A 21,143-nucleotide genomic window follows, 5' to 3' on the forward strand; every position below is an offset into this window, starting at 1 on the left:
TCGTTAGTCGAGTATACCATTGGCAGTTGGTTTTCAACAACCTCGTGCGAGACGGTTCGGGTGTGCTTTCCAATTAGCCTTACGCCGGTCTTGGTCTTGGCCGGCCACTGCAGGCGTCGTAACATACCGACGATGCACGTTCTTGCATATTATGGGCCAGCACTGAAGTTCGGCAAAACACCGATGCCGAACAGACGCAGGAGCGTCAATAGAGGTGACAAACTGAGCGGGATGATCGCCTTCTGGGCACTTTTGTTAGTCTCTAGAGGCCTAGTGCGGCATCCTGACCTGCCACTGAACTTTCATCCAGCGGCGATTAGAGCCTCGGCGGAGTGTGCGCCTTCTGGCGCAGGTGGAGCAATGGTCGATCGGCGGAGCTGGTCTGGGTTGCGCAGCCGATCGACCGTTGCGGAGAGATTGGCCGCATAGGCGGCCGGGGTCTGGTAACCGAGAGCCGAGTGAGGTCGGCTCCGGTTGTAGTCGTCCGCCCAGGCGGCGATCTTCGCCCGGGCATGGTCGAGGCCGAAGAACAGGCTCTCGTTCAGGAGTTCATCGCGCTTCCGGCCGTTGAAGCTCTCGCGTCAAGCGTTCTGCATCGGCTTGCCCGGCGCGATGAAGTGCCAGGTCACCCGCTGCTCGGACGCCCAGGCGAGCATGGCGTTCGAGAGCCTGCCCCCGCGAAGGCGGGGGTGAACTCCGTGCCGTGATTGGAGACGATCATGCCCGGCTTGCCGCGCCGGGCGATCAGGGTCGTCAGTTCCCGTGCAACACGCCGCCCCGAGATGGACGTATCAGGGATCGCTGCAAGGCACTCCCGGGTCATATCATCGACGACGTTGAGGACCCGGAAGCGCCGTCCGCAGACCAACTGGTCGTGAACGAAGTCCACCGACCAACGGGCATTCGCCTTCGCCTCGACGAGGATCGGCGCTCTGGTGCCGACGGCACGCCGCCTGGCGCGTCGCTTCCTCACCGTCAGCCCCTCCTCGCGGTAGAGCCGATAGATCCGGTTGATGCCCGACAGCTCGCCGTCCCGGCGCAGGAGGACAAAGAGACTACGGTAGCCGAACCGGCGTCGTTCGCTCGCCAGAGCCCGAAGGCGCTCGCGCAGTGCCGTGTCCATCGGCCGTTGAGAGCGATAGCGGATCATCGTCCGATCCGCCGAGACGATGGTGCAGGCCCGCCGCTCCGACAGGCCGAGCACGGCCTTCAGATGCGCGACCGCGTCGCGCTTGGCGGCGGGCCCTACCATTTTTTTGCAAGCAGTTCACGAAGAGCGGCGGCATCAAGCATCGACTCCGCCAGCAGCTTCTTCAGCTTCGCGTTCTCATCCTCGAGTGCCTTCAGCCGCTTGGCCTCGGACACGTCCATGCCGCCGTACTTTGCCTTCCAGTTGTACAGCGTCGCCTCCGAGATCCCGTGCTTCCGAGCGAGGTCCGCCGTCTTGGCGCCCGCCTCGTGTTCCTTCAGCACCCCGATAATCTGGTCTTCAGTGAACCGTGCTCGCTTCATCTGTCCGTCCCTCGTCAGGCCGGACTCTAACGCGACATGGAGGAAAGAAGCAGTGGCAGGTCAATCCACCCGCAATCAGCGTTGCGCCGCAGTTGTACCGGATTCGGTGGGATGCCCCGGGAGCGCGGTCGAGGACTGCGGAAACGTCGCAATACTCACGCGGGTTCTGGCTTTGACGTAGACGAAGTGATGCCATCGCCGTGTCCAGATTCATCGTTCTCCTTCCACATTTCGTTCATTGTAGGCGAAGTGGCAGGGTTTGCGGACGTTCGGCTGAGACGACCGGAGTGGGGACGACTGCCTTGTCGTATCGATTTCCGGCGCGATTTCCTCGACAGGAAAGCGGGCATCTGAACCAATGGGCCCTCGAACGGATTTTCGTTCAGCACCGGACCTCGGCGGCGGGAGTGACTGCGACGCACCGGCTGGCGCGCTGACTGCGCCGCGACGAAGTACATCAAGAACGTGCCAGCCGCGAACTGACCGAAAAAGTCGATTTCGGACGTGGTACGAACCAGGAAGTAGGCGACCAGCGGGATGTAAAGCAGGACCCGCCGGTGGATGCGACGTGCAAAGAGCGGCGTTGCCAGACGAAGGACAAGCGTGCCGATCGTAACGAGGAGAGCGAGCAGACCGACCGTGCCGAGGTCGACCATGACCTGAACGAAAAGATTATGAAGGTGGAAGCCAGTCCGGTCCGGAATATTGAAAGCATCCCAAAGCCGCTCAGCTTCCGGTGACCCGATAACCCAGAACGCCTGGAAGCCGGTCCCAAGGCCAGAGTGCTGCAGGAACACGTCCCAGCCAACCGCCCAAAGTTCTGTGCGACCCGAAACCGTTTCGTCACGACCGACGAGCTCATAAACGTTGATGGCCGGCAGCATGGTCGCGAGCAACGCAACCGCTGCGCCCGCCGCAGCCACCGCCCAGGGCATAAACATCACCCGGAAGCCGTAGCTTCGCCTTCTGATGAAGAATATGAGGGCAGTCGTTGCCAGCGCTACGGCAAGCGCGATCATCGACGTGACGGATTCGGTGAGGACAAGCGCGTACCCGCAAACAGCAGCAGTAGCGGCACTCACCAGCTTCCATGTGAATGGCTGCCTGTAGGCGGCGTTCAGCGCAACAGCCGATAGCACACCAAGAGATGCGATCAGTCCGAGCTGGTTCGGCGAGCCAAACAGGCCGGTGAGACGGTAGTCATCCACCATGTCGGGCGCGACCACCGTGACGTCGTAGATCAGCGAATGGACGACAGTGGCTATACAGCCGAGCATCAAGCCTCGGGCCATGTTCCCTGGCGAAACAATCTGGGCGGCAATGGTCGCGCAGAGAGCCGTCGTTAGGTACTGAAGGCTGCCTCGAAGGGTCGCGTCCGGGTGCTCGCTCCAGAGTGTCGAAACAAGCGCCAGGATCGGCAGCATGAGAATAACGAGATCAAGGATCGCTATCCGGATTGCTCTCGGCTTTAGAACGGCCGGCAGAAACCAAGCGACAAGCACCGCGACCAGAATACCTGAGCCAAAAACGATACTGTAGCTAAAGGCATAAACCGTCAGGGCGAGAGCCCCATAGGCGTAAATGGCGTTTCGCGATGAGTGCGCGACCACGTCTACATTCAGCCGCATGCGAAAGAGCTTCTCATGAATATGGATGGGCGCGCGCCTTGGAGAGAGCGCTTGAATAGGCCTCGGCTAACACCGATCAACTGACTTACCGGATACACTATCCAGCGCTGCGGGGCGAGTGAAGCGTATTCCAATACGCGAGCTAAGTAGTATGACGTATAGGAAACAGACGGCATCGGTTTACGCCGGCTTCGGATCGCGACGACGCTAGTAGGTATGCGCGTTCTGACCTGCGGCCATTCCACGGGGCCAAGTTGCTGACCGTTGGTCCGCCTGGAAACGAAAAGCTCAAGTAAGCTCGGAGCGGGGAGGGGAGTTGAGGCCAGGTACGTGGGTCCCTTTGGGCATCCGGTTAAACCCTCATCTCGCCTTGCCTCCCCGGTTCCGTCCGGACCCGTCCGGCGCTAAGGTGCGGCCCCCCGCGGTTCGCCCTGGCGTTCGCGCGGCCAATGGCATGCCGGAAGGACGAGTGATGGAAACGGTTGCGGCGGTCGACTGGGGCACGTCCAGTTTTCGCCTGTGGGTGCTGGACGCCGCCGGCGCGGTCCTCGCCGAGCGCCGCTCGGCGGAGGGCATGTCCACGCTCGCGCAGGATCGCTTCGAGCCGGTCCTGAGGTCCCATCTCGCGTCGCTGCCCGAGGCGGAGCGGCCGTCTCGGGTCGTGATCTGCGGCATGGCCGGGGCTCGCCAGGGCTGGCGCGAGGCGCCCTATGCGGACGTGCCGGTCTCCTTGCCGGGCATCGTCTCGCGGGCCGTCACCGTTCCGGCGGAGGGACTCGACGTGCGCATCCTGCCGGGTCTCGCCTCGCGTGACGAGACGGCCCCGGACGTGCTTCGGGGGGAGGAGACCCAGCTTCTCGGCCTCGCCCTCGACGATCCGGCCCTCGGCGGTCTCGTCTGCATGCCCGGCACGCACACTAAGTGGGTGCTCCTAGAGAAAGGCGCGGTGCGGGGCTTCTCGACCGTGATGACCGGCGAACTCTTCGCGCTTCTCTCAAAGGAGAGCATCCTTCGCCACACCCTCGCCGGGGAGGCGCCGACCGGTGACCCGGCGGCGGACCCGTTCCGGGCGGGTCTTGCGACCGCGCTCGCCGATCCGGGCGGCCTTGTCGCCCGCCTGTTCGGCATCCGCGCCGGCGGCCTCCTGTTCGGCACGGCCGGCTCGGCCGCCGCCGATCGCCTGTCCGGCCTCCTGGTCGGCGCCGACGTGGCGGCCGGCCTCGGCGGTTCGGCGGCGGACGAGCCGGTGGTGCTCGTCGCCTCCGGCCGCCTCGCCGACATCTATGCGGCGGCGCTCCAGGCCGCGGGCCGGACGGTCCGGCCCGTCGACGCGGACGACGCCGTCCGCCATGGTCTCTTTCATGCAGCGCGGCAGATCTGGCCTGGCTGACGCACGGTCCCGACCGCCGGATCGCCTCCATCATCCTGACGTCCAACGGAGAAATCACCCGCATGTCCACCATCAGCCCGTTGGCGCCCTGGCCGTCGCTGTCGCGCAATCTCGTCGCCATCCTGAGGGGCATCCGGCCGGAGGAGATCGACGGGGTCGCGGACGTCCTCCTGGACGCCGGGTTCGAGGCGATCGAAGTGCCGCTGAACTCGCCGGATGCGCTCGCATCCATCGAACGGCTGGTGGTGCGGGCGCCGAACGGCATCCTCGTCGGCGCCGGCACCGTGACCATGCGCGAAGAGGTCGAGCTGGTCGCCGGGGTCGGCGGACGGCTCATCGTGTCGCCCAGCGTGGAGGAGCCGGTCGTGCGGACCGCCACCAAGCTCGGCCTCGTCACCATGCCCGGCGTCTTCACGCCGACGGAGGCCTTCGCGGCGCTCCGCTACGGCGCGTCGGCGCTGAAGTTCTTCCCGGCCTCCGTCCTCGGCCCGCGCGGCATCGGCGCCATTCGGGCGGTGCTGCCGGACGGCGCCCTGCTCGGCGCCGTCGGCGGCATCACGGAAGCGGACTTCCCGGCCTATCTGGCGGTCGGGGTGGAAGCCTTCGGCCTCGGCACCAGCCTCTACCGGCCGGGCGATGCCGCCGCCGACGTGGGCATCCGGGCGCGCGCAGCGGTCGCCGCCTATGATGCGGCCGTTCGAGGGAGGGACGCATGACCGACTCGCCGACCGTCACCGTCTTCAGCGACATCGTCTGCGAACTGGGCGAGGGGCCGTCCGCCCATCCGCTCGCCGGGCGGCTGTTCTGGTTCGACATCCTCAACAAGCGCCTGTTCGAGCGCCCGTTCGACCGGACCGGCACCATCATCCACGACCTTCCGTTCCACGGCACCGTGGCGGCGGCAATCGACGGCGGCCGTCAGCTGATCGCCGCCGAAACCGGCTTCTACGTGCGGGAGATCGCCACCAACACGGTCACGCTGCACACCCCGCACCTTGCCGACGACACGGCCACACGGACGAACGACGGCCGCGTGCATCCGGCCGGCGCCCTCTGGGTCGGCACCATGGGGTGGGACCCGGCGCCGGAGCGGGGCGCCATCTGGTGGTTCCGAAAGGGCGAGGTCCGCAAGCTGTTCGACGGCATCGCGATTCCGAACGCCATCTCGTTCGCGCCCGACGGCACCCACGCCTACTTCTCCGACACGAAGGTCGGGACCCTCTACCGGGTGGAGACCGACCCGGCCACCGGCCTGCCCACCGGGGAGCCGAAGGTGTTCGTCTCGGTGACCGACGGCGGTCCCGACGGCGCGGTGGTGGATGCGGACGGCCTTCTGTGGAACGCCCGCTGGGGCGGCGGCGCCCTCGACGTCTATGCGCCGGACGGCAGGAGGATCCGGTCGATCGCGATACCGGCCAAGCAGGCGTCCTGCCCGTGCTTCTTCGGCCCGAACGCGGACCGGCTCGTTGTCACGTCCGCCCACGAAGGCATGGACGCGGCCGCGCGCGCGGCCGACCCCCTGGCCGGGCAGACGTTCCTCGTCGACCTGCCGGTCCGCGGCCGCTTCGATCCGCCGGTGGAGCTCTAGGTATGTCGGAATGATATAGGTCGGCGTGCAAATTGGAGGTTTCCCGAAAGGCTCAAGGCCGTCTATGGTTGGGCCGTCGGCCTCTCGCGCGCCGACCCTCAAGCCTGCCTCGGGAAGACGATCCAGCCTCGGGAAGAGAAACATGTCCAAGCCGCCGCGCCGCTCCGCCCTCTGGTTCAACAACCCCGACAACCCCGGCATGACGGCGCTCTACCTGGAGCGCTACCTCAACTACGGCCTGACCCGGGAGGAGCTGCAGTCCGGCAAGCCGCTCATCGGCATCGCCCAGACCGGATCCGACCTGTCGCCCTGCAACCGCGTCCACCTGGAGCTCGCCAAGCGCGTGCGCGAGGGCATCCGGGCGGCCGGCGGCATCGCCTTCGAGTTTCCGGTCCACCCGATCCAGGAGACCGGACGCCGGCCGACGGCGGCGCTCGACCGGAACCTCGCCTATCTCGGCCTCGTGGAGATCCTCCATGGCTACCCGCTCGACGGCGTCGTGCTGACGACCGGCTGCGACAAGACCACCCCGGCCTGCATCATGGCCGCCGCCACCGTGGACCTGCCCGCCATCGTGCTTTCCGCCGGGCCGATGCTCGACGGCTGGATCGACGGGCGCCTCGCCGGCTCCGGCACCATCATCTGGGAAAGCCGGCTGAAGCTTGCCGCCGGCGAGATCGACTACGGCGACTTCATGGAGGCGGCCGCCGCCTCGGCGCCGTCGGTCGGCTACTGCAACACCATGGGCACGGCCTCCACCATGAACTCGCTCGCCGAGGCGCTCGGCATGTCGCTGCCCGGCAACGCGTCCATTCCGGCGCCCTATCGGGAGCGCGGGCAGATGGCCTACATGACCGGCAAGCGCATCGTCGAGATGGTGGACGAGGACCTGCGGCCGTCCAAGATCCTCACCCGGAAGGCGATCGAGAACGCCATCGTGGTCAACTCGGCGATCGGCGGCTCCACCAACGCCCAGCCGCACATCACCGCCATCGCCCGCCACGCGGGGGTGGAGATCCAGGCCATGGACTGGCAGACCGTCGGCTACGACGTGCCGCTGATCGTCAACATGCAGCCGGCCGGCGCCTACCTGTCGGAAAGCTTCCATCGGGCCGGCGGCGTCCCGGTGGTCATGAAGGAACTGCTCGCCCACGGCCGCCTGCACGGCGACGCCGTCACGGTCTCCGGCCGCACCGTGGCGGAGAACGTGGAGCGCGCCCTGCCGCCGGACGGCGAGGTGATCAAGCGCTACGAGGCGCCGCTGAAGGAGCGCGCCGGCTTCATCGTGCTGAAGGGCAACCTGTTCGACAGCGCCATCATGAAGACGAGCGTCATTTCCGAGGAGTTCTACGAACGCTACCTGAACCGCCCGGGCCATCGCTGGATCCTGGAAGGCCGGGCCGTGGTGTTCGACGGTTCGGAGGACTACCACCACCGGATCGACGATCCGTCGCTCGGGATCGACGAGAACAGCATCCTGGTGATCCGCTACACCGGGCCGGTCGGCTGGCCCGGCGGCGCCGAGGTGGTGAACATGCAGCCGCCGGCGGCCCTCATCAAGCGTGGGATCACCTCGCTGCCGTGCATCGGCGACGGCCGGCAGTCCGGCACGTCCGGGTCGGCGTCCATCCTGAACGCCTCGCCGGAGGCGGCGGTGGGCGGCGGCCTCGGCCTTCTGGAGACGGGAGACATCCTGCGCTTCGACCTGGAGAAGGGCACCGCCGACGCGCTCGTCGATCCCGCCGTCTGGGAGGAGCGCCGGCGCACCTTCAAGCCGACCTACCCGGCGTCCCAGACGCCATGGCAGGAACTCCACCGGGCGACCGTCGGCCAGTTCGAGACCGGCGCGTGCATGGAACTGGCCGTCAAGTATCGCGGCGTATCGGCAATTATACCGCGGGACAATCATTAGTTTTTTCGCGCCTACCGAGATCCGGCCCGCTGCTTTCATCGTGTGGCGGGCCGATGATCAAAGGTAAGTTGTTTTGACAATGGAATTAGTTTCGCCTTTACAGTTTCCCGTCTAGTCTGGCTGCCGTGAGTCCTCGGAAGAAACCGGAGGCACGGTGGTATCGATCGCGCACATCCGGCTTGTCCGGCAAAATTACGCTCTCGCGATCGCCATCCTGGTTGCGCTTGCCATTGCGAGCGCCACGCTCATGCACTGGGCCTTGAAGGTCCAGAGCGCCAACGTCGAGCTCAGCCTCCTGTCCAGCCGGCAGGCGCAGGCCTTCGCCTCGCTGAAGTCGGCCACCGGCGTCTTCATCCAGGCCGTGGAACACCCCAGCACGGTGGAGGATCAGCTCGTCGAGATCCGCCAGCGCCTGGAGACCGAGGCGAGGGAGCTGGATTCCATCAACATCGAGATCAGGACCTTCCTAGCCGCCAGGAAAGGCTTGTTCCAGAGCGGCATCTCCCAGACCGTGCTGGACATCTACGAGGAGCGCCCGCACCGGCTGAGCCATTGGCTGGAGGTGGTGGTCTGGCGCATGAAGGGTTTGGCCAAGCTGAACCTCACGGAGGCCCGCTACTTCCTGAGGAACTGGTCCTCCGTCGACGTGGCCTTCCTGTCCGAAAAGGGCCTTTCCCGTTCCTTCGGCATTCTCCTGGCGGAAATCGAGAAGACGTCGCGCGACCTGGTCGTCCAACTCCGGACCGCCCAGTTCGTCCTCACGCTCACGACGCTCCTGGTTCTGCTCGGGGAGGTCGCCCTCATCTTCGGCCCCATGGTTCGCAGCCTTCGGGAGGAGCATGCCCGCGCGGAGGAGAAGACGAAGGAGCTGAACCGGCTCGCGTTCACGGACGGCCTGACGGGACTGGCGAACCGGACCGCCTTCCGCCGCGCCCTGGAGGATGCCTGCCGGTCACAGTCCGACGGCAGCTTCGCCCTCATCCTGTGCGACCTCGACAGGTTCAAGGCGGTCAATGACGGCTTCGGCCATGCGGCGGGCGATGCGCTTCTCCAGGAGATGGCCCGGCGCATCTCAAGCGTCGTTCGGCCGGACGATTTCACCGCGCGCCTCGGCGGCGACGAGTTCGCGGTCCTGGCCGCGGGACTGAAGCAGGAGGCCGACCTGACCCACATGATCGCCGCCATCCGGTCCGCCACGGCGAAACCCTGGCGGTGGGGCGACGTGGAGATCGACGTGTCCTCGGCCGTCGGCGGCGCTCTCTGCGCCACGCCCGGCGAGGACCCGGACAGGTTGCTCGCCTATGCGGATCTCGCCCTCTACGACGCCAAGTCGGGCGACTACCACCTGAAGGTCTTCGACAAGGGACTGAAGGACGAGCGGGACCGCGAGGCGGCCATCCTGCGCGAACTTTCGGGCGCCCTCGCCAACGGCGAATTCGAACTCCACTACCAGCCCAAGGTGCGGGTCCGGGACGGCGCGGTCGTCGGTGTCGAGGCGCTGGTGCGCTGGCGCCACCCGGAGCGGGGCCTCCTGCAGCCGGGCGCTTTTCTCGGGGCCGTGCAGCGCGGCGGCCGCATGGTGGACCTGACCCGCGCCTTGATCGAGACCGCCGGGCGCGACATGGCCAGCTGGCGCCGGAAGGGCTTGCCGATCGACCATGTGGCTGTGAACATGCCGGAAAGCATGCTGTCGAGCCGCATCTGCCTGCCGGTCGTCGCGTCCATGCTGGCCCGCCATGGCCTGCCGGGGTCCGTCCTGGCGGTCGAGATCACCGAGGACGTTCTCCTGTCCCGCGCCGCGGACACGATCGCGGGCGTTGTGAACGACCTCAGCGCGCTCGGCGTCCAGATCGCCTTCGACGACTTCGGCACGGGCTTCGCGTCGCTGTCGCACCTGCGGTCCTTCACCTTCGACCAGGTCAAGATCGACCGCAGCTTCATCTCCGAGATCGGAACCGGCACCGCGAGCCAGGAGATCGTGCGCTCGATCAGTTCTCTGGCGAGAGCGCTCGGCAAGGACGTGGTCGCCGAGGGGGTGGAGACAGAGGCCCAGTTGGCATTTCTGGCCGCGGAAGGCTGCGGCATCGTTCAGGGGTTCCTGTTCTCCGGGGCGCTTCCCCGCGCCGACCTGGAGGCCTGGGTCCTCCGCCATGAGGCGCAGCGGCATGCCAGCCAGGTCGGCGCCGTCCAGAAGGTCGCATCAGGCTGACCCTGCGATCGGGGTAACGGCCAAGACAGACAGGAGCGTTTTCCATGTCCGCAGTGTCCAGAACAGCCGCGATCTTCCTGGCCGCCATCATGGCGATGGCGACGGCAACGCGCGCGCAGTCGACCGACTTCGAGATCTTCACCTATTGGACCTCCACGAGCGAAGCCGCCCTCCAGGAGGTGCGGAAGGCCTTCGAGGCGCGCGGTGGCGTCTGGCACCACCGCAGCTTCGAAAACAGCTTCGTCCAGTTCCGCGAACTCACCCGCCTATCGGTCGCGGGCGTCCCGCCCTCCGTCACCCAATGGCCTCCCGGAGCCTCGCTGCGCGAACTCGCCGACGTCGGCATGATCGAGCCGATCGACCACTTCGCCGAGGCGGGGCGCTGGCGGGAGGTGCTGCCGCGAGCGGTCATCGACCTGATCAGCTACGAGGGCCGGATCTACCTGGCGCCGGTCGGCTTCCACGTCGAGCACATGCTTTGGACCAACAAGCGCGTCCTCGACGCCCACGGCATCGCCCGGCCTGAAACCCTCGACGACCTGATCGCCGCCGGGCGCGTTCTGAAGGCCGCGGGCGTCACGCCGATCGCCCTGCCGAAGGACGAGTGGACGCGCGTCTTCCTCATCCGGGCCGTGATGGCGCACCTCGCCGGCCGGGCGCCGATCCTGCACCGGCCGAAAGTCACCTGGTCGGAAGTCATCGACGATCCCGTCCTGGACGACATCATGGCGACGCTGGTCAGCCTCAGGGACCTGGTGACGCCGGTGGACGTGGCCGGGAACTGGTCCGACGCGGCGCGGGACCTCGCCGAGGGAAGATCCGCCTTCTACGTCATGGGCGACTGGGTGCGCGGCGAATTCCGGGCGCTCGGCAAGACCATCGGGGAGGACATCCTCTGCGGCCTCGTGCCCGGCGTCGGTGTCAGGCAGCGCATCGTCGTCGACGGATTTGCCTTCATGCCGACGACCGATCCGATGGTCCGGGCGTCCCAGGCGCTCATGGCGGAGGTCCTGATGGATCCGGCCGTCCAGTTGGCCTTCGCCAAGCCGAAGGGCTCGGTACCGGTCCGACGCGACGCCGACCTGGAGGCGCTCGACTCCTGCGTCAAGGATGCGATGGCGGATTCGGACGATCCGGCCAACGCGCAGCACCAGTTCAACCCGAAGGAACGGGACGCGAGCCGGGAGGTGCGCTACTACGTCACCATGATGGAGGCGTTGTCGAACCCGAAGCTCGACGCCCCGACGGCCATCGCCCGGATGCGTGCGATCCGCGACGACACGTCCATGGCGCCCTGACGATCCGTCCCGGATCGGCTCCAGCCGGCCGGGAGACCGCGCTCCGGCGGGATCTGCCCGCCGGCCGGGTCGCTCACTCCACGGTGACGCTCTTGGCGAGGTTGCGCGGCTGGTCCACGTCCGTGCCGATGAACACCGCCGTGTGGTAGGCGAGGAGCTGGATCGGCAGAGCGTAGACGAGCGGCGTGATCACCGCCGGCATCTGCGGCAGCACGATCGTCTCCATCGTCTTCACCTCGGTCGCGGCGGCGCCGGCCGGGTCGGTGATCAGGATGATCTGGCCGCCGCGGGCAGCCACCTCCTGCATGTTGGAGATCGTCTTCTCGAAAATGCCGTCGAACGGGGCGATGACCACCACCGGCATGGCCTCGTCGATGAGGGCGATCGGCCCGTGCTTCAATTCGCCGGCCGCATAGCCCTCCGCGTGGATGTAGCTGATCTCCTTCAGCTTCAGCGCGCCTTCCAGCGCCAGCGGATAGGAGGTGCCGCGGCCGAGGTAGAGGGCGTGCCGGGCCTTGGAGAGCCGCTTGGCCAGCCGCTCGATCTGCGGCTCCCGCTTCAGCGCCTCGGCGGCGAAGCGCGGAAGCTCCGTCAGCGCTTGCACCAGCTCCATCTCGGCCGCCTCGTCGAGCGCGCCGCGCTGGCGGCCCGCCGCGATCGCGAGTGCCGCCAGGGCGGTCAGCTGGCAGGTGAAGGCCTTGGTGGAGGCGACGCCGATCTCCGGCCCGGCGAGCGTCGGGAACACCACGTCCGCCTCGCGGGCCATGGTGGAGCCGGTCACGTTGACGACGGCCGCCACGTGCTGGCCCACGGCCTTGCAGTAGCGCAACGCCGCCAGCGTGTCGGCGGTTTCGCCCGACTGGGACACGAACAGCGACAGGTCGCCCGCCTCCAGCGGCGCCTCCCGGTAGCGGAACTCGGACGCGATGTCGATGTCCACCGGCAGGCGGGCGTAGCGCTCGAACCAGTACTTGGCGGTGAGGCCCGCGTAGAAGGCGGTGCCGCAGGCCGAGATCACCAGCCGCCGCACGGTGCGGAAGTCGAACGGCAGGCCCGCCGGCAACCGGGTCCGGCCGGTGGTGAAGTCGATGTAGTGGGCGAGGGTGTGGCCGATCACCTCCGGTTGCTCGTGGATCTCCTTGGCCATGAAGTGCCGATGGTTGCCCTTGTCCACCAGCACCGCCGCCGCCGAGGACGTGTGCACCGGCCGTGCCACCACCGTGCCGGCCTCATTGCGGATCGTCGCCCCCTCGTGGGTGATCACCGCCCAGTCGCCGTCCTCCAGGTAGCAGACGGACGTGGTGAGCGGACCGAGCGCGATGGCGTCGGAGCCGAGATACATCTCGCCCTTGCCATAGCCGATGGCGAGCGGGGGGCCGCGGCGGGCGCCGATCAGAAGGTCCGGCCGGCCTTCGAACAGGACCGCGAGCGCGAACGCTCCGCTGAGCCGCGGCAGCACCGCGCCGACCGCCTCGACGGGCGACCGGCCGGCCTGGAGCTCCGCCGCCACCAGATGGGCCACCACCTCCGTGTCGGTGTCCGACTGGAAGCGCACGCCCGCGGCGGACAGCTCGGACTTCAACGCCTGGAAATTCTCGATGATGCCGTTGTGGACGACCGCGACGCCCTGGCCGACATGCGGGTGGGCGTTCCGCTCGGTCGGTCCGCCGTGGGTCGCCCAGCGGGTATGACCGATTCCGATCGTGCCGCCGAGTGGTTGGCCCGCGAGCTTCTCGGCGAGGTTGGCGAGCTTGCCCTCGGCCCGCCGCCGGGTGAGCGCCCCGTTCTCCAGGGTCGCCACGCCGGCGCTGTCGTAGCCGCGGTATTCCAGGAGGCGGAGGCTGTCCACCAGCCGTCCCGCCACCGGTTCGCGCCCGACGATCCCAACGATTCCGCACATCCCGGTCGATCCCCGCTCGAACTTGAAAGAAACGATATCCGTCATCGCTGGACGGGCGGTTAAGGCCGCCCGCGCCCGGCCGGCCCCCCTTCGTCTCGCAAGGCGACCCTAGTGGAGACCGGCGAAGCGGCAGAAATCACTCTTTCTGTCCAATTGTAACGTGTCCCGCCCCGTAGGGTGGAGCCGGCCGGTTCAGCGCCCCGCCTTGCGGGCCAGGAGGGCGTCGCGCTTGGCCTTGCCGGCCCCGTCCTTCACCGCCTGCCGGGCGCGGCCGAAGGCCATGGCGTCCGCCGGCACGTCGTCGGTGATGACGCTGCCGGCGGCCGTGAACGCGCCGTCGCCGAGGGTCACCGGCGCGACGAGCGTCGTGTGGGAGCCGACGAACACTCCGGAACCGATGGTAGTCGTGTGTTTGAACACTCCGTCGTAGTTGCAGGTGATCGTCCCCGCGCCGATGTTGGACTTAGCCCCCACGGAGGCGTCACCCACATAGCTCAGATGGTTGATCTTGGCGCCCGGGCCGACCACCGCGTTCTTCACCTCCACGAAGTTGCCGATGTGCGCCTCCGGGCCGATCGCCGCCCCCGGCCGCAGGCGGGCGTAGGGGCCGATGATGGCGCCCGCCTCCACGGTCGCTCCCTCCAGGTGGCTGAACGCCCGGATCTGGGCGCCGTCGCGGACGGCGACGCCGGGGCCGAACACCACGTTCGGCTCCACGGTCACGTCGCGGCCGAGACGGGTGTCGTGGGAGAAGAACACCGTCTCCGGCGCCACCAGCGTGGCGCCGCCGGCGAGCGCCGCGGCCCGTGCCCGCGCCTGGAACAGCGCCTCCACGGCGGCGAGCTGGGCCCGATCGTTGATGCCCACGAAGTCGGCCTCCGGGCCGGTCACCACGGCGGTCGCGAGCCCCCGGCCGACCGCCACCTCGACCGCGTCCGTCAGGTAGTATTCGCCCTTCGCGTTGGCGTTGCCGATGGCCTCCAGGAGGTCCGGCAGGTGCCGGCCGCGGATGCCCATGATGCCGGAGTTGGCGAGCCGGATCGCCCGCGTCGGCGCGTCCGCGTCCTTCTCCTCCACGATGCGGACCAGCCGCTCGCCCTCGGTGACGAGACGTCCGTAGCCGGTCGGGTCCGCCGCCTCGAAGCCGAGCACCACCAGGTCGGCGCCGTCGTCGAGGCGCTCGCGCAGCGCGCGCACGGTCTCCGGCCGGACCAGCGGCGTGTCGCCATAGAGGACGAGGACGTGGTCGGCGGGCTTCAGGAGCGCGTCCCGGGCGGCGAGCACCGCGTGGGCGGTGCCGAGCCGCTCCGCCTGCACGTGGATCTCCGCGTCCGGCGCCGTCCTGGCGAGATGGGCCCGGACGAGGTCCGCGCCGGCGCCGATCACCACCGACAGCCGGTCCGCGCCGGCGGCCCGCGCGGTCGAGAGCACGTGGTCGAGCATGGGCAGGCCCGCCACCGGATGCATCACCTTCGGCAGGGCGGATCGCATCCGCGTTCCCTCTCCGGCGGCAAGGACGACGGCAAGGCAGGCGGACGACGACATGGGCAGGGCTCCGGCTCGAACGGCGACCGGCGCATATGGGCGGTCGGCGCGACCGCGGTCAAGTCGGGGGAGGGAAGAGCGGCGGGGGTCGCGGGCGGCCCTGATGGGGGGTCAGTTCAGCCGTTCGGTGATCGCCTTGCCGAGCGCGAACAGGCGCTGCTCGATGTTCACCGGCACCTCGCACACGAAGGTCAGGGCTTTCTGGCGTTCCTCGAAGACGCGGGTCTTGGTCAGGATCTCGTCGGTCCGGGCCTGCACGGTCATCGGGTCGGCGCTGGTGTCGTTGCGCAGCTTGTCCAGTTCCGCCGTGCTCGCCCGCACGCTGGTGGCGAACTCGCGCTGCTTCTTGGCGAAGCGGACGATGCCGTTCATCACGTCGCGCCGCTCCAGGTTCATGCGCTCGAAAAGGCCCGCGAACAGCATGGTCAGCTTCTCGCTCTTCGCCTCGCCGAGCCCGGCGGCATACTCGTCGATCATCTTCACCGCGTCCGGAACCGGAACGCGGCGCTGCTGCAGGGTGGTGACCATCTGGGCCACCTCCGGATCGTCCGCCCAGTCCACCTTGCCCGGCTCGAACTGCGGACCGGTCCACAGGGCTCCGAGCGTCAGCTCGGGCACCTTGCGCTGCACGCACGGCCAGTTGGGATCGTTCGGGTCGCCCACGGCAAGCGCCGGCGACGCGGTCAGCGTCACAGCGGCAAGGACAACAGCGGCAACCGTCCGGATCATGTCTGGCCTCACTTCACGATGACGTTCCGGTCGCGCCTGTCTCGGCGGGACCTTCGCATTCCCACTTGGACCTCCGGGCGGATCGATGGAACCGGACCGATCCACCCGGACGTCGAACACCGAAGCTGTCCGGCCGAAGGCGTCGGACCTGGACGTCTTGCGGGTCATCCCGGCAGACCGCTCCGAGGTCCGTTCGCCACCGACCGTCGTCTTGCAGACTATAGGGCCTGCGAGGCTCGAATTCGAGAGCGGGCGCCCGTGTGCCAGCGCCCGCCTCGCTCCGTCCTCGTCCTCGATCGCCGGCGGCAGACTCCGTCGGCGGCTCGACGATCATCCGGGCGGCGACACCGCGGCGTGGGCGTTCAGGTCGGCTCGTCCCGCCCATCCTCCGATCGGCCCCGGAGCGTTCGCGGCTCAGTTCGGCGAAACGGCCACGCCCCAGGGGTAGCTGCCGACGGTGATCGACTTGATCACCTCCTTGTTCGCCACGTCGATGACCGACACGTCGTTGGATACGCCGTTGGTGGAAAACAGGTATTTCTCGTCGGGCGTGAACGCGAGCTGCCAGACCCGCTGGCCGACGAGGAGGTAGTCCAGCACCTCGTGGGTGGTGCCGTCGATCACCGCCACCCGGTTCGACGGGCCGAGGGCGACGAAGCCGAACTTGCCGTCGGAGGTGAGCCGAACGCCGACGGGCTGGATGGCCTCGGGGGTGACGCCCGGGATCTCGAACGTGATGGTCTTCTTGATCTCCTGGGTGGCCGGATCGATCACCGCGACCGTGCCGCCGATCTCGGCGGTCACCCAGAGCTCCGAGCCGTCCTTCTTGTATTCGGCGAACCGTGGCCGGGCGTCCACGAGGACGTTAGCATAGATCTCATGGCTCTCCGTATCGATGAAGTGCGCCATGTTGGTGGTTTCGGACGTGTTGATCACGGTCTTGCCGTCGGGCGAGACAGCCATGCCTTCCGGCTCCACGCCCACCGGGACCTCGTTGACCATCGAATGACTGTTCACGTCGACGATGGTGACGAGGTTGTCGTCTTCGTTGGCGATGTAGAGCGGGTTGCCGGACGGATGCAGCACGAACAGTTCCGGGTCGGGACCGGACGGCAGCGTGTGGAGCAATTCGAACGTCTTGGCGTCGTAGACCTCGACCGTGTCGTCGTCCGAGGCGCAGATCATGATCTGGGCGCCGTCATGGGAGACCAGGATGCCGCGCGGACGCTGGCCGGTCTTCACCGTCTTGACCACCTCCAGCGTCTCGCTGTCGATGACCGAGAAGGTATTGTCCTTCTCGTTCGTCACGTAGACCATGTAGGCGTTGGCAGGCGCCACGCTCAGAAATGCGGCCAGGGCGGCGGTGCCGGCAAGAAGCGCCGTGCGCATCGTCGTCATTGCTGTCTCCTCCTCAAGATGGTTGCAGAACAAGCCGGCGATGCAGTTCAGAAGCTGCACTTCGTCTCCGGCTCGTCATAGCCGAGCGTGTCCAGTTCCGTTTTCTCGTGAAGGAAACCTTCCTGAGGCGACACGGACGCGACCGACCGTCCATCGGCGAGCAGGATAGGTTGGCGCAACTGGTTGTTCCAATCACGGATCGTCAACTTGGTGCCCTTGAACGCCGCGATCGCGAGGTTCGGCCCGCGAATGTAGTCGATGATCGGCTGGGTTTCGGCGGTTTTCGCGCGGGTCGCCGCCTCGCCGATGATGCGGACCGCCGTCCATGCGTTGGCGTCCCGCGACCGCATGCCGCGACGGTTGAGCGCGAAGAAGCGGTTCTGCATCTGATAGGCGCCCCACTGCTCGTGGTCGGGCGTCCAGCTGGTCGGGATCAGGCCGCCGGAGCCGGCGACCGGCTTCGGGTCCCAGGTGCGGAACGGCACATAGGTGCCGAAGATCTCCGATTCGTCAGCAACCACAACGACATCGTGGTCCGGCGCGTTCTGCGTGAAGATGGGCAGCTGGCGCTGGACCTGGACGTGGCCGGTGTCGGTGCGGCGGGCGGTGTCGCGCTCCTGGTACTCGCGCTCCTCCACGATCTCGGCGCCGAATCGGAGGGCGGCGCGCTTCAGGGCCTCGGCCCAGAGCTTGTCCTGCGGCAGCGCGCCGGTGAGCAGGAACCAGCGCTGCCACTGCTTCCAGACCAGATACTGGGCGAGCCCGTCCGCCAGCATGGAGTAGCTCGGCGACGTGTGGATGACGTTGGCCCGGCACTCCTCCTCGCGGAGCGCCTCCTCCTTGGCGGACACGTTGAAGATCAACAGGTTGGCGGAGGTCGGGGCGTCCGCCACGGCCAGCAGCGTGTCCGCCGGCACGTCGGCGATGATGTAGGAGACGCCGGCCGCCGCAAGCTCGGCCGCCGCCGCCACCGCCTGCTCGGTCGTCTCGGCGTTCCGGGTCTCCAGCAGGAACTCCTGGCGGGTGAACCGGCCGGTGGTGTTGTTGTCCTCGATGCCCATGCGGGCGCCCGCGATCCCGTCGTCTTCCGAGGGCATCTCGGAGAGCGACAAGGTGACGTAGGGCACGCTCCAGCGGATATAGCCGATCCTGATCTGCGCGGCCGGCGCCTGCTGCCGGGCGGGCTTCGCCGCCTGGCCGGCGGCCGGCGCCTCGGGCGCGGCCGTCTGGGCCTGGGCGCCGGACATCGCGAAAGCCAGGGCCAGTCCGGCGACGCTTGCGGCAAGGGGGCGAAGGCGTCGGCTGGTCGTCGTCACCATGGGTCTTTTCCTCTCCTCCCGGCGTGTCCCTTGGATGGGACCATTCTCGTCGATCGCTCCCCCAGGGAGCCTCCCGGCCTTGCCCGGAAGCCCGCGCCACCGGCACCATCCTGCGCCGGCGATCGTCCGTCGGACACCCCGGAGCGGCCCGTCTCGCCCGCTCCGGACGGGACGCGTCGTCGCGTCACATGTGGCCCGACAAACCCGGCCATGTCGGCGACATGGACGCGGCACGCGCCGAATAGAAGGGCATGGCCCGCCCTCGGCGCACGTGAATAATTTGTAATGCGCCGCAATCCGCCGAAGGGGCATAACCTCGTCCCTTGACGCCGCGGCGGCGAGCCCACCTATTGTGCGCATCGACCGCGAGCGGCCGCGGACGTCGGGAGGCGACGTCGGACAAGGCCGCCGCGATCATACCCCCGGGAGGAGGGCAAGTCCGGATGAATTTCTTCGATATCGTAATGGCCATCTGCCTGTTGAACGACCCGAGCGCGTGCCGGGAGCAACGGCTCCAGTATGAAAGCTACGGCTCGCTGAATGAATGCCTGTTCGAGGCCCAGTTCTACATCGCCGCCTGGAAGGCCGAGAACGCCCAGTTCGACGTGAAGACCTGGCGCTGCGAGTACGCCCAGCAGACCCCGCCGCCCGCCGACGGCACCGGCGAGGGAGCGCCCGCCACCAAGTCGTGACCCCGGGAGGGCCGGGGCGGGGAGGATGGTCGTGAGCCATGGGTCAACCGGCGACGGGCCGGCACTGCAGGTCGACGGCGTGTCGTTCGCCTACGCCGGCCGCAATGCGCTGGACGACGTGAGCTTCACGGTCCGGCGCGGGCGCTTCACGGCGCTCCTCGGGCCGAACGGGGCGGGCAAGACGACGCTCTTCTCGCTGATCACCCGCCTCTTCGACGCCCGGATCGGCTCGATCCGGATCTGCGGGCGCGACGTCGCCACGGCCGGCGCCGCCGCGCTCGCCCCGCTCGGGGTGGTGTTCCAGCAGCCGACCCTCGACCTCGACCTGACGGTGCGGCAGAACCTGCGCTACTTCGCCCGCCTGCGCGGCCTTTCGGTGAAGGATGCGGACCGGCGCATCGACGAGCAGCTGGACCGGCTCGCCATGCGCGAGCGCGTGGCCGAGAAGGTGCGCGCCCTCAACGGCGGCCATCGCCGGCGGGTGGAGATCGCCCGCGCGCTCCTCCACGACCCGGAGGTGGTGGTGCTCGACGAGGCGACCGTGGGTCTCGACGTGCCGACCCGCCGGACGATCGTGGACCATGTGCACGAGCTCGCCCGCACCCGCGGCCTGGCGGTGCTCTGGACGACCCACCTCATCGACGAGATCCTGCCCGACGACGACCTGGTGGTGCTCCACCGTGGGCGGGTGGTGGCGACCGGCACCGCCGAGGCGGTGACCCGCGACACCGGCGCCGACGATCTCGACGGCGCCTTCGCGCGCCTCACCAAGGCGCCCGCCCCGGAGGCGGCCGCATGATCAAGCTCTACCGCCGCGCCTTCGTCGGCATCGTCGGCCGCGAACTCCTGCGCTTCATCAAGCAGCGGGAACGCTTCTTCTCCGCGCTGGTGCGGCCGCTCGTCTGGCTGGTGATCTTCGCGGCGGGCTTCCGGGCGGTGCTCGGCCTGCCGATCCAGCCGCCCTACCAGACCTACATCACCTACGACGTCTACATCGTGCCCGGGCTGGTCGCCATGATCCAGCTCTTCAACGGCATGCAGTCGTCGCTCTCCATGGTGTACGACCGGGAGATGGGGTCCATGCGGGTGCTGCTGACGAGCCCGCTGCCGCGCTGGTTCCTGCTCGTCTCCAAGCTCTTCGCCGGCACCTGCGTGTCCATCCTGCAGGCCTACGCCTTCCTGCTGGTCGCCATGGCGCTCGGCATCAAGATCCCCTGGATGGGCTTCGTCACCATCCTGCCCGTGATGGTGCTGACCGGCCTGATGCTGGGGGCGGTGGGCATGCTGCTCTCCTCCACCATCCGGCAGCTGGAGAATTTCGCCGGGGTGATGAACTTCGTCATCTTCCCGACCTTCTTCCTGTCGTCGGCCCTCTACCCGCTCTGGAAGATGCGGGAATCGAACTACCTCGTCTGGCAGCTCTGCCAGCTCAACCCCTTCACCTACGCGGTCGAGGCCCTGCGCTTCGGCCTCTACGCCAAGGTGAACGGCTGGGCGCTGACGATCGTCGCCGCCACGCTCCTCGTGTTCCTCGCCGGCGCCATCTGGGGCTACAACCCCAGCCGGGGCTTCCAGGTGCGGAAGGTCGGGGGCGGGGAGTAGGGGCGTGGGGGCCGGGTTCCAGGTGTCGGGCGAGTCCGTTCACATCAACCTTGATGGTCCGGCCGCCGTTCACCTCCACCGTCGTGGTCCGGACTGCCGTTCACCTCGACCGCCATCCCCCGGGGCCGCCGTTCCCCTCGACCGTCATGGTCTGCTTCAGGCAGACCACCCACGCATAGTTCGGCGTGAGCGCAGGGGATATGCGCCAGGACCGTGGAGCGTGGGGCCGGGGAATGCGTGGGTGGTCCGCGTTCGCGGAGCATGACGGCGGAGGGTGCGTGAGGTCGGAATGGCGCGTCCGCCGCCGTTGCGCTGCCATCCTGAGCGGTGTCATCCCGGCGGAAGCCGGCGATGCGTTGCGCTGCCGACAGGAAACGGCGTCATCCCGGCGAAGGCCGGGATCCATTCGGACGGTCCGCCA

Annotated in this window: 15 protein-coding genes and 1 pseudogene; 9 read left to right on the plus strand and 7 right to left on the minus strand. The window is 67.9% G+C overall.

The window, feature by feature from the left end:
- Positions 1-302: 302 nt before the first annotated feature.
- Positions 303-1,512: pseudogene (locus HND91_RS21545) on the minus strand (IS3 family transposase).
- Positions 1,513-1,667: 155 nt separating this feature from the next.
- Positions 1,668-3,140 carry an O-antigen ligase family protein gene (locus HND91_RS21550; protein ID WP_181708676.1) on the minus strand — a complete coding sequence of 491 codons (1,473 nt, stop codon included), beginning with the start codon at positions 3,138-3,140 and terminating at the stop codon, positions 1,668-1,670.
- A 472-nt stretch (positions 3,141-3,612) separates the two neighbouring features.
- Between HND91_RS21550 and HND91_RS21555 the strand changes: the two genes are divergently transcribed.
- From HND91_RS21555 to HND91_RS21580, 6 genes are all read left to right on the plus strand, one after another.
- Positions 3,613-4,530 (plus strand): 2-dehydro-3-deoxygalactonokinase, encoded by a 918-nt coding sequence (locus HND91_RS21555; RefSeq protein WP_181708677.1) that lies wholly within the window; start codon positions 3,613-3,615, stop codon positions 4,528-4,530.
- A 62-nt stretch (positions 4,531-4,592) separates the two neighbouring features.
- Positions 4,593-5,246, plus strand: a complete 654-nt coding sequence (locus tag HND91_RS21560; RefSeq protein WP_181708678.1) for a 2-dehydro-3-deoxy-6-phosphogalactonate aldolase — start codon at positions 4,593-4,595, stop codon at positions 5,244-5,246.
- Positions 5,243-6,118, plus strand: coding sequence for an SMP-30/gluconolactonase/LRE family protein (locus tag HND91_RS21565; protein ID WP_181708679.1), 876 nt, complete (start codon positions 5,243-5,245; stop codon positions 6,116-6,118). Before HND91_RS21560 ends, HND91_RS21565 begins: the two co-directional genes overlap by 4 nt.
- Before the next feature lie 142 nt (positions 6,119-6,260).
- A complete protein-coding gene (locus HND91_RS21570; RefSeq protein WP_181708680.1) occupies positions 6,261-8,030 on the plus strand; it encodes an IlvD/Edd family dehydratase in 1,770 nt (589 codons plus the stop codon).
- A gap of 154 nt (positions 8,031-8,184) precedes the next feature.
- The gene (locus HND91_RS21575; protein WP_181708681.1) at positions 8,185-10,239 is read left to right on the plus strand and encodes an EAL domain-containing protein; all 2,055 of its coding nucleotides are present in this window, start codon (positions 8,185-8,187) and stop codon (positions 10,237-10,239) included.
- A gap of 44 nt (positions 10,240-10,283) precedes the next feature.
- Positions 10,284-11,537 carry an ABC transporter substrate-binding protein gene (locus HND91_RS21580; protein ID WP_181708682.1) on the plus strand — a complete coding sequence of 418 codons (1,254 nt, stop codon included), beginning with the start codon at positions 10,284-10,286 and terminating at the stop codon, positions 11,535-11,537.
- A 73-nt stretch (positions 11,538-11,610) separates the two neighbouring features.
- On the opposite strand, the gene glmS is transcribed toward HND91_RS21580, so the two are convergent.
- The 5 genes from glmS to HND91_RS21605 form a co-directional block, all read right to left on the minus strand.
- On the minus strand, positions 11,611-13,437 hold the full coding sequence (gene glmS, locus HND91_RS21585; RefSeq protein ID WP_181708683.1) for a glutamine--fructose-6-phosphate transaminase (isomerizing): 1,827 nt from the start codon (positions 13,435-13,437) through the stop codon (positions 11,611-11,613).
- 192 nt (positions 13,438-13,629) lie between these two features.
- A complete protein-coding gene (glmU, locus tag HND91_RS21590) occupies positions 13,630-14,982 on the minus strand; it encodes a bifunctional UDP-N-acetylglucosamine diphosphorylase/glucosamine-1-phosphate N-acetyltransferase GlmU (protein WP_181708684.1) in 1,353 nt (450 codons plus the stop codon).
- A gap of 111 nt (positions 14,983-15,093) precedes the next feature.
- Positions 15,094-15,711, minus strand: a complete 618-nt coding sequence (locus HND91_RS21595; protein ID WP_181708685.1) for a hypothetical protein — start codon at positions 15,709-15,711, stop codon at positions 15,094-15,096.
- A 414-nt stretch (positions 15,712-16,125) separates the two neighbouring features.
- Positions 16,126-17,109 carry a YVTN family beta-propeller repeat protein gene (locus HND91_RS21600; RefSeq protein ID WP_210272830.1) on the minus strand — a complete coding sequence of 328 codons (984 nt, stop codon included), beginning with the start codon at positions 17,107-17,109 and terminating at the stop codon, positions 16,126-16,128.
- 47 nt (positions 17,110-17,156) lie between these two features.
- Entirely contained in the window at positions 17,157-18,356 is a 1,200-nt protein-coding gene (locus tag HND91_RS21605; RefSeq protein WP_181708690.1) for an ABC transporter substrate-binding protein, read from the minus strand.
- A 515-nt stretch (positions 18,357-18,871) separates the two neighbouring features.
- Between HND91_RS21605 and HND91_RS21610 the strand changes: the two genes are divergently transcribed.
- The 3 genes from HND91_RS21610 to HND91_RS21620 are packed head-to-tail and all read left to right on the plus strand — an operon-like array spanning position 18,872 to position 20,722.
- Positions 18,872-19,120, plus strand: coding sequence for a hypothetical protein (locus tag HND91_RS21610; RefSeq protein WP_181708686.1), 249 nt, complete (start codon positions 18,872-18,874; stop codon positions 19,118-19,120).
- Between the two features lie 25 nt (positions 19,121-19,145).
- Positions 19,146-19,919 carry an ABC transporter ATP-binding protein gene (locus HND91_RS21615; RefSeq protein ID WP_181708687.1) on the plus strand — a complete coding sequence of 258 codons (774 nt, stop codon included), beginning with the start codon at positions 19,146-19,148 and terminating at the stop codon, positions 19,917-19,919.
- Positions 19,916-20,722 (plus strand): ABC transporter permease, encoded by an 807-nt coding sequence (locus tag HND91_RS21620; RefSeq protein WP_181708688.1) that lies wholly within the window; start codon positions 19,916-19,918, stop codon positions 20,720-20,722. The genes HND91_RS21615 and HND91_RS21620 overlap by 4 nt, the downstream gene beginning before the upstream one ends.
- Positions 20,723-21,143: the final 421 nt, after the last annotated feature.

Source organism: Chthonobacter rhizosphaerae (assembly GCF_013839525.1).
GTDB classification, from domain to species: Bacteria; Pseudomonadota; Alphaproteobacteria; order Rhizobiales; family Pleomorphomonadaceae; genus Chthonobacter; species Chthonobacter rhizosphaerae.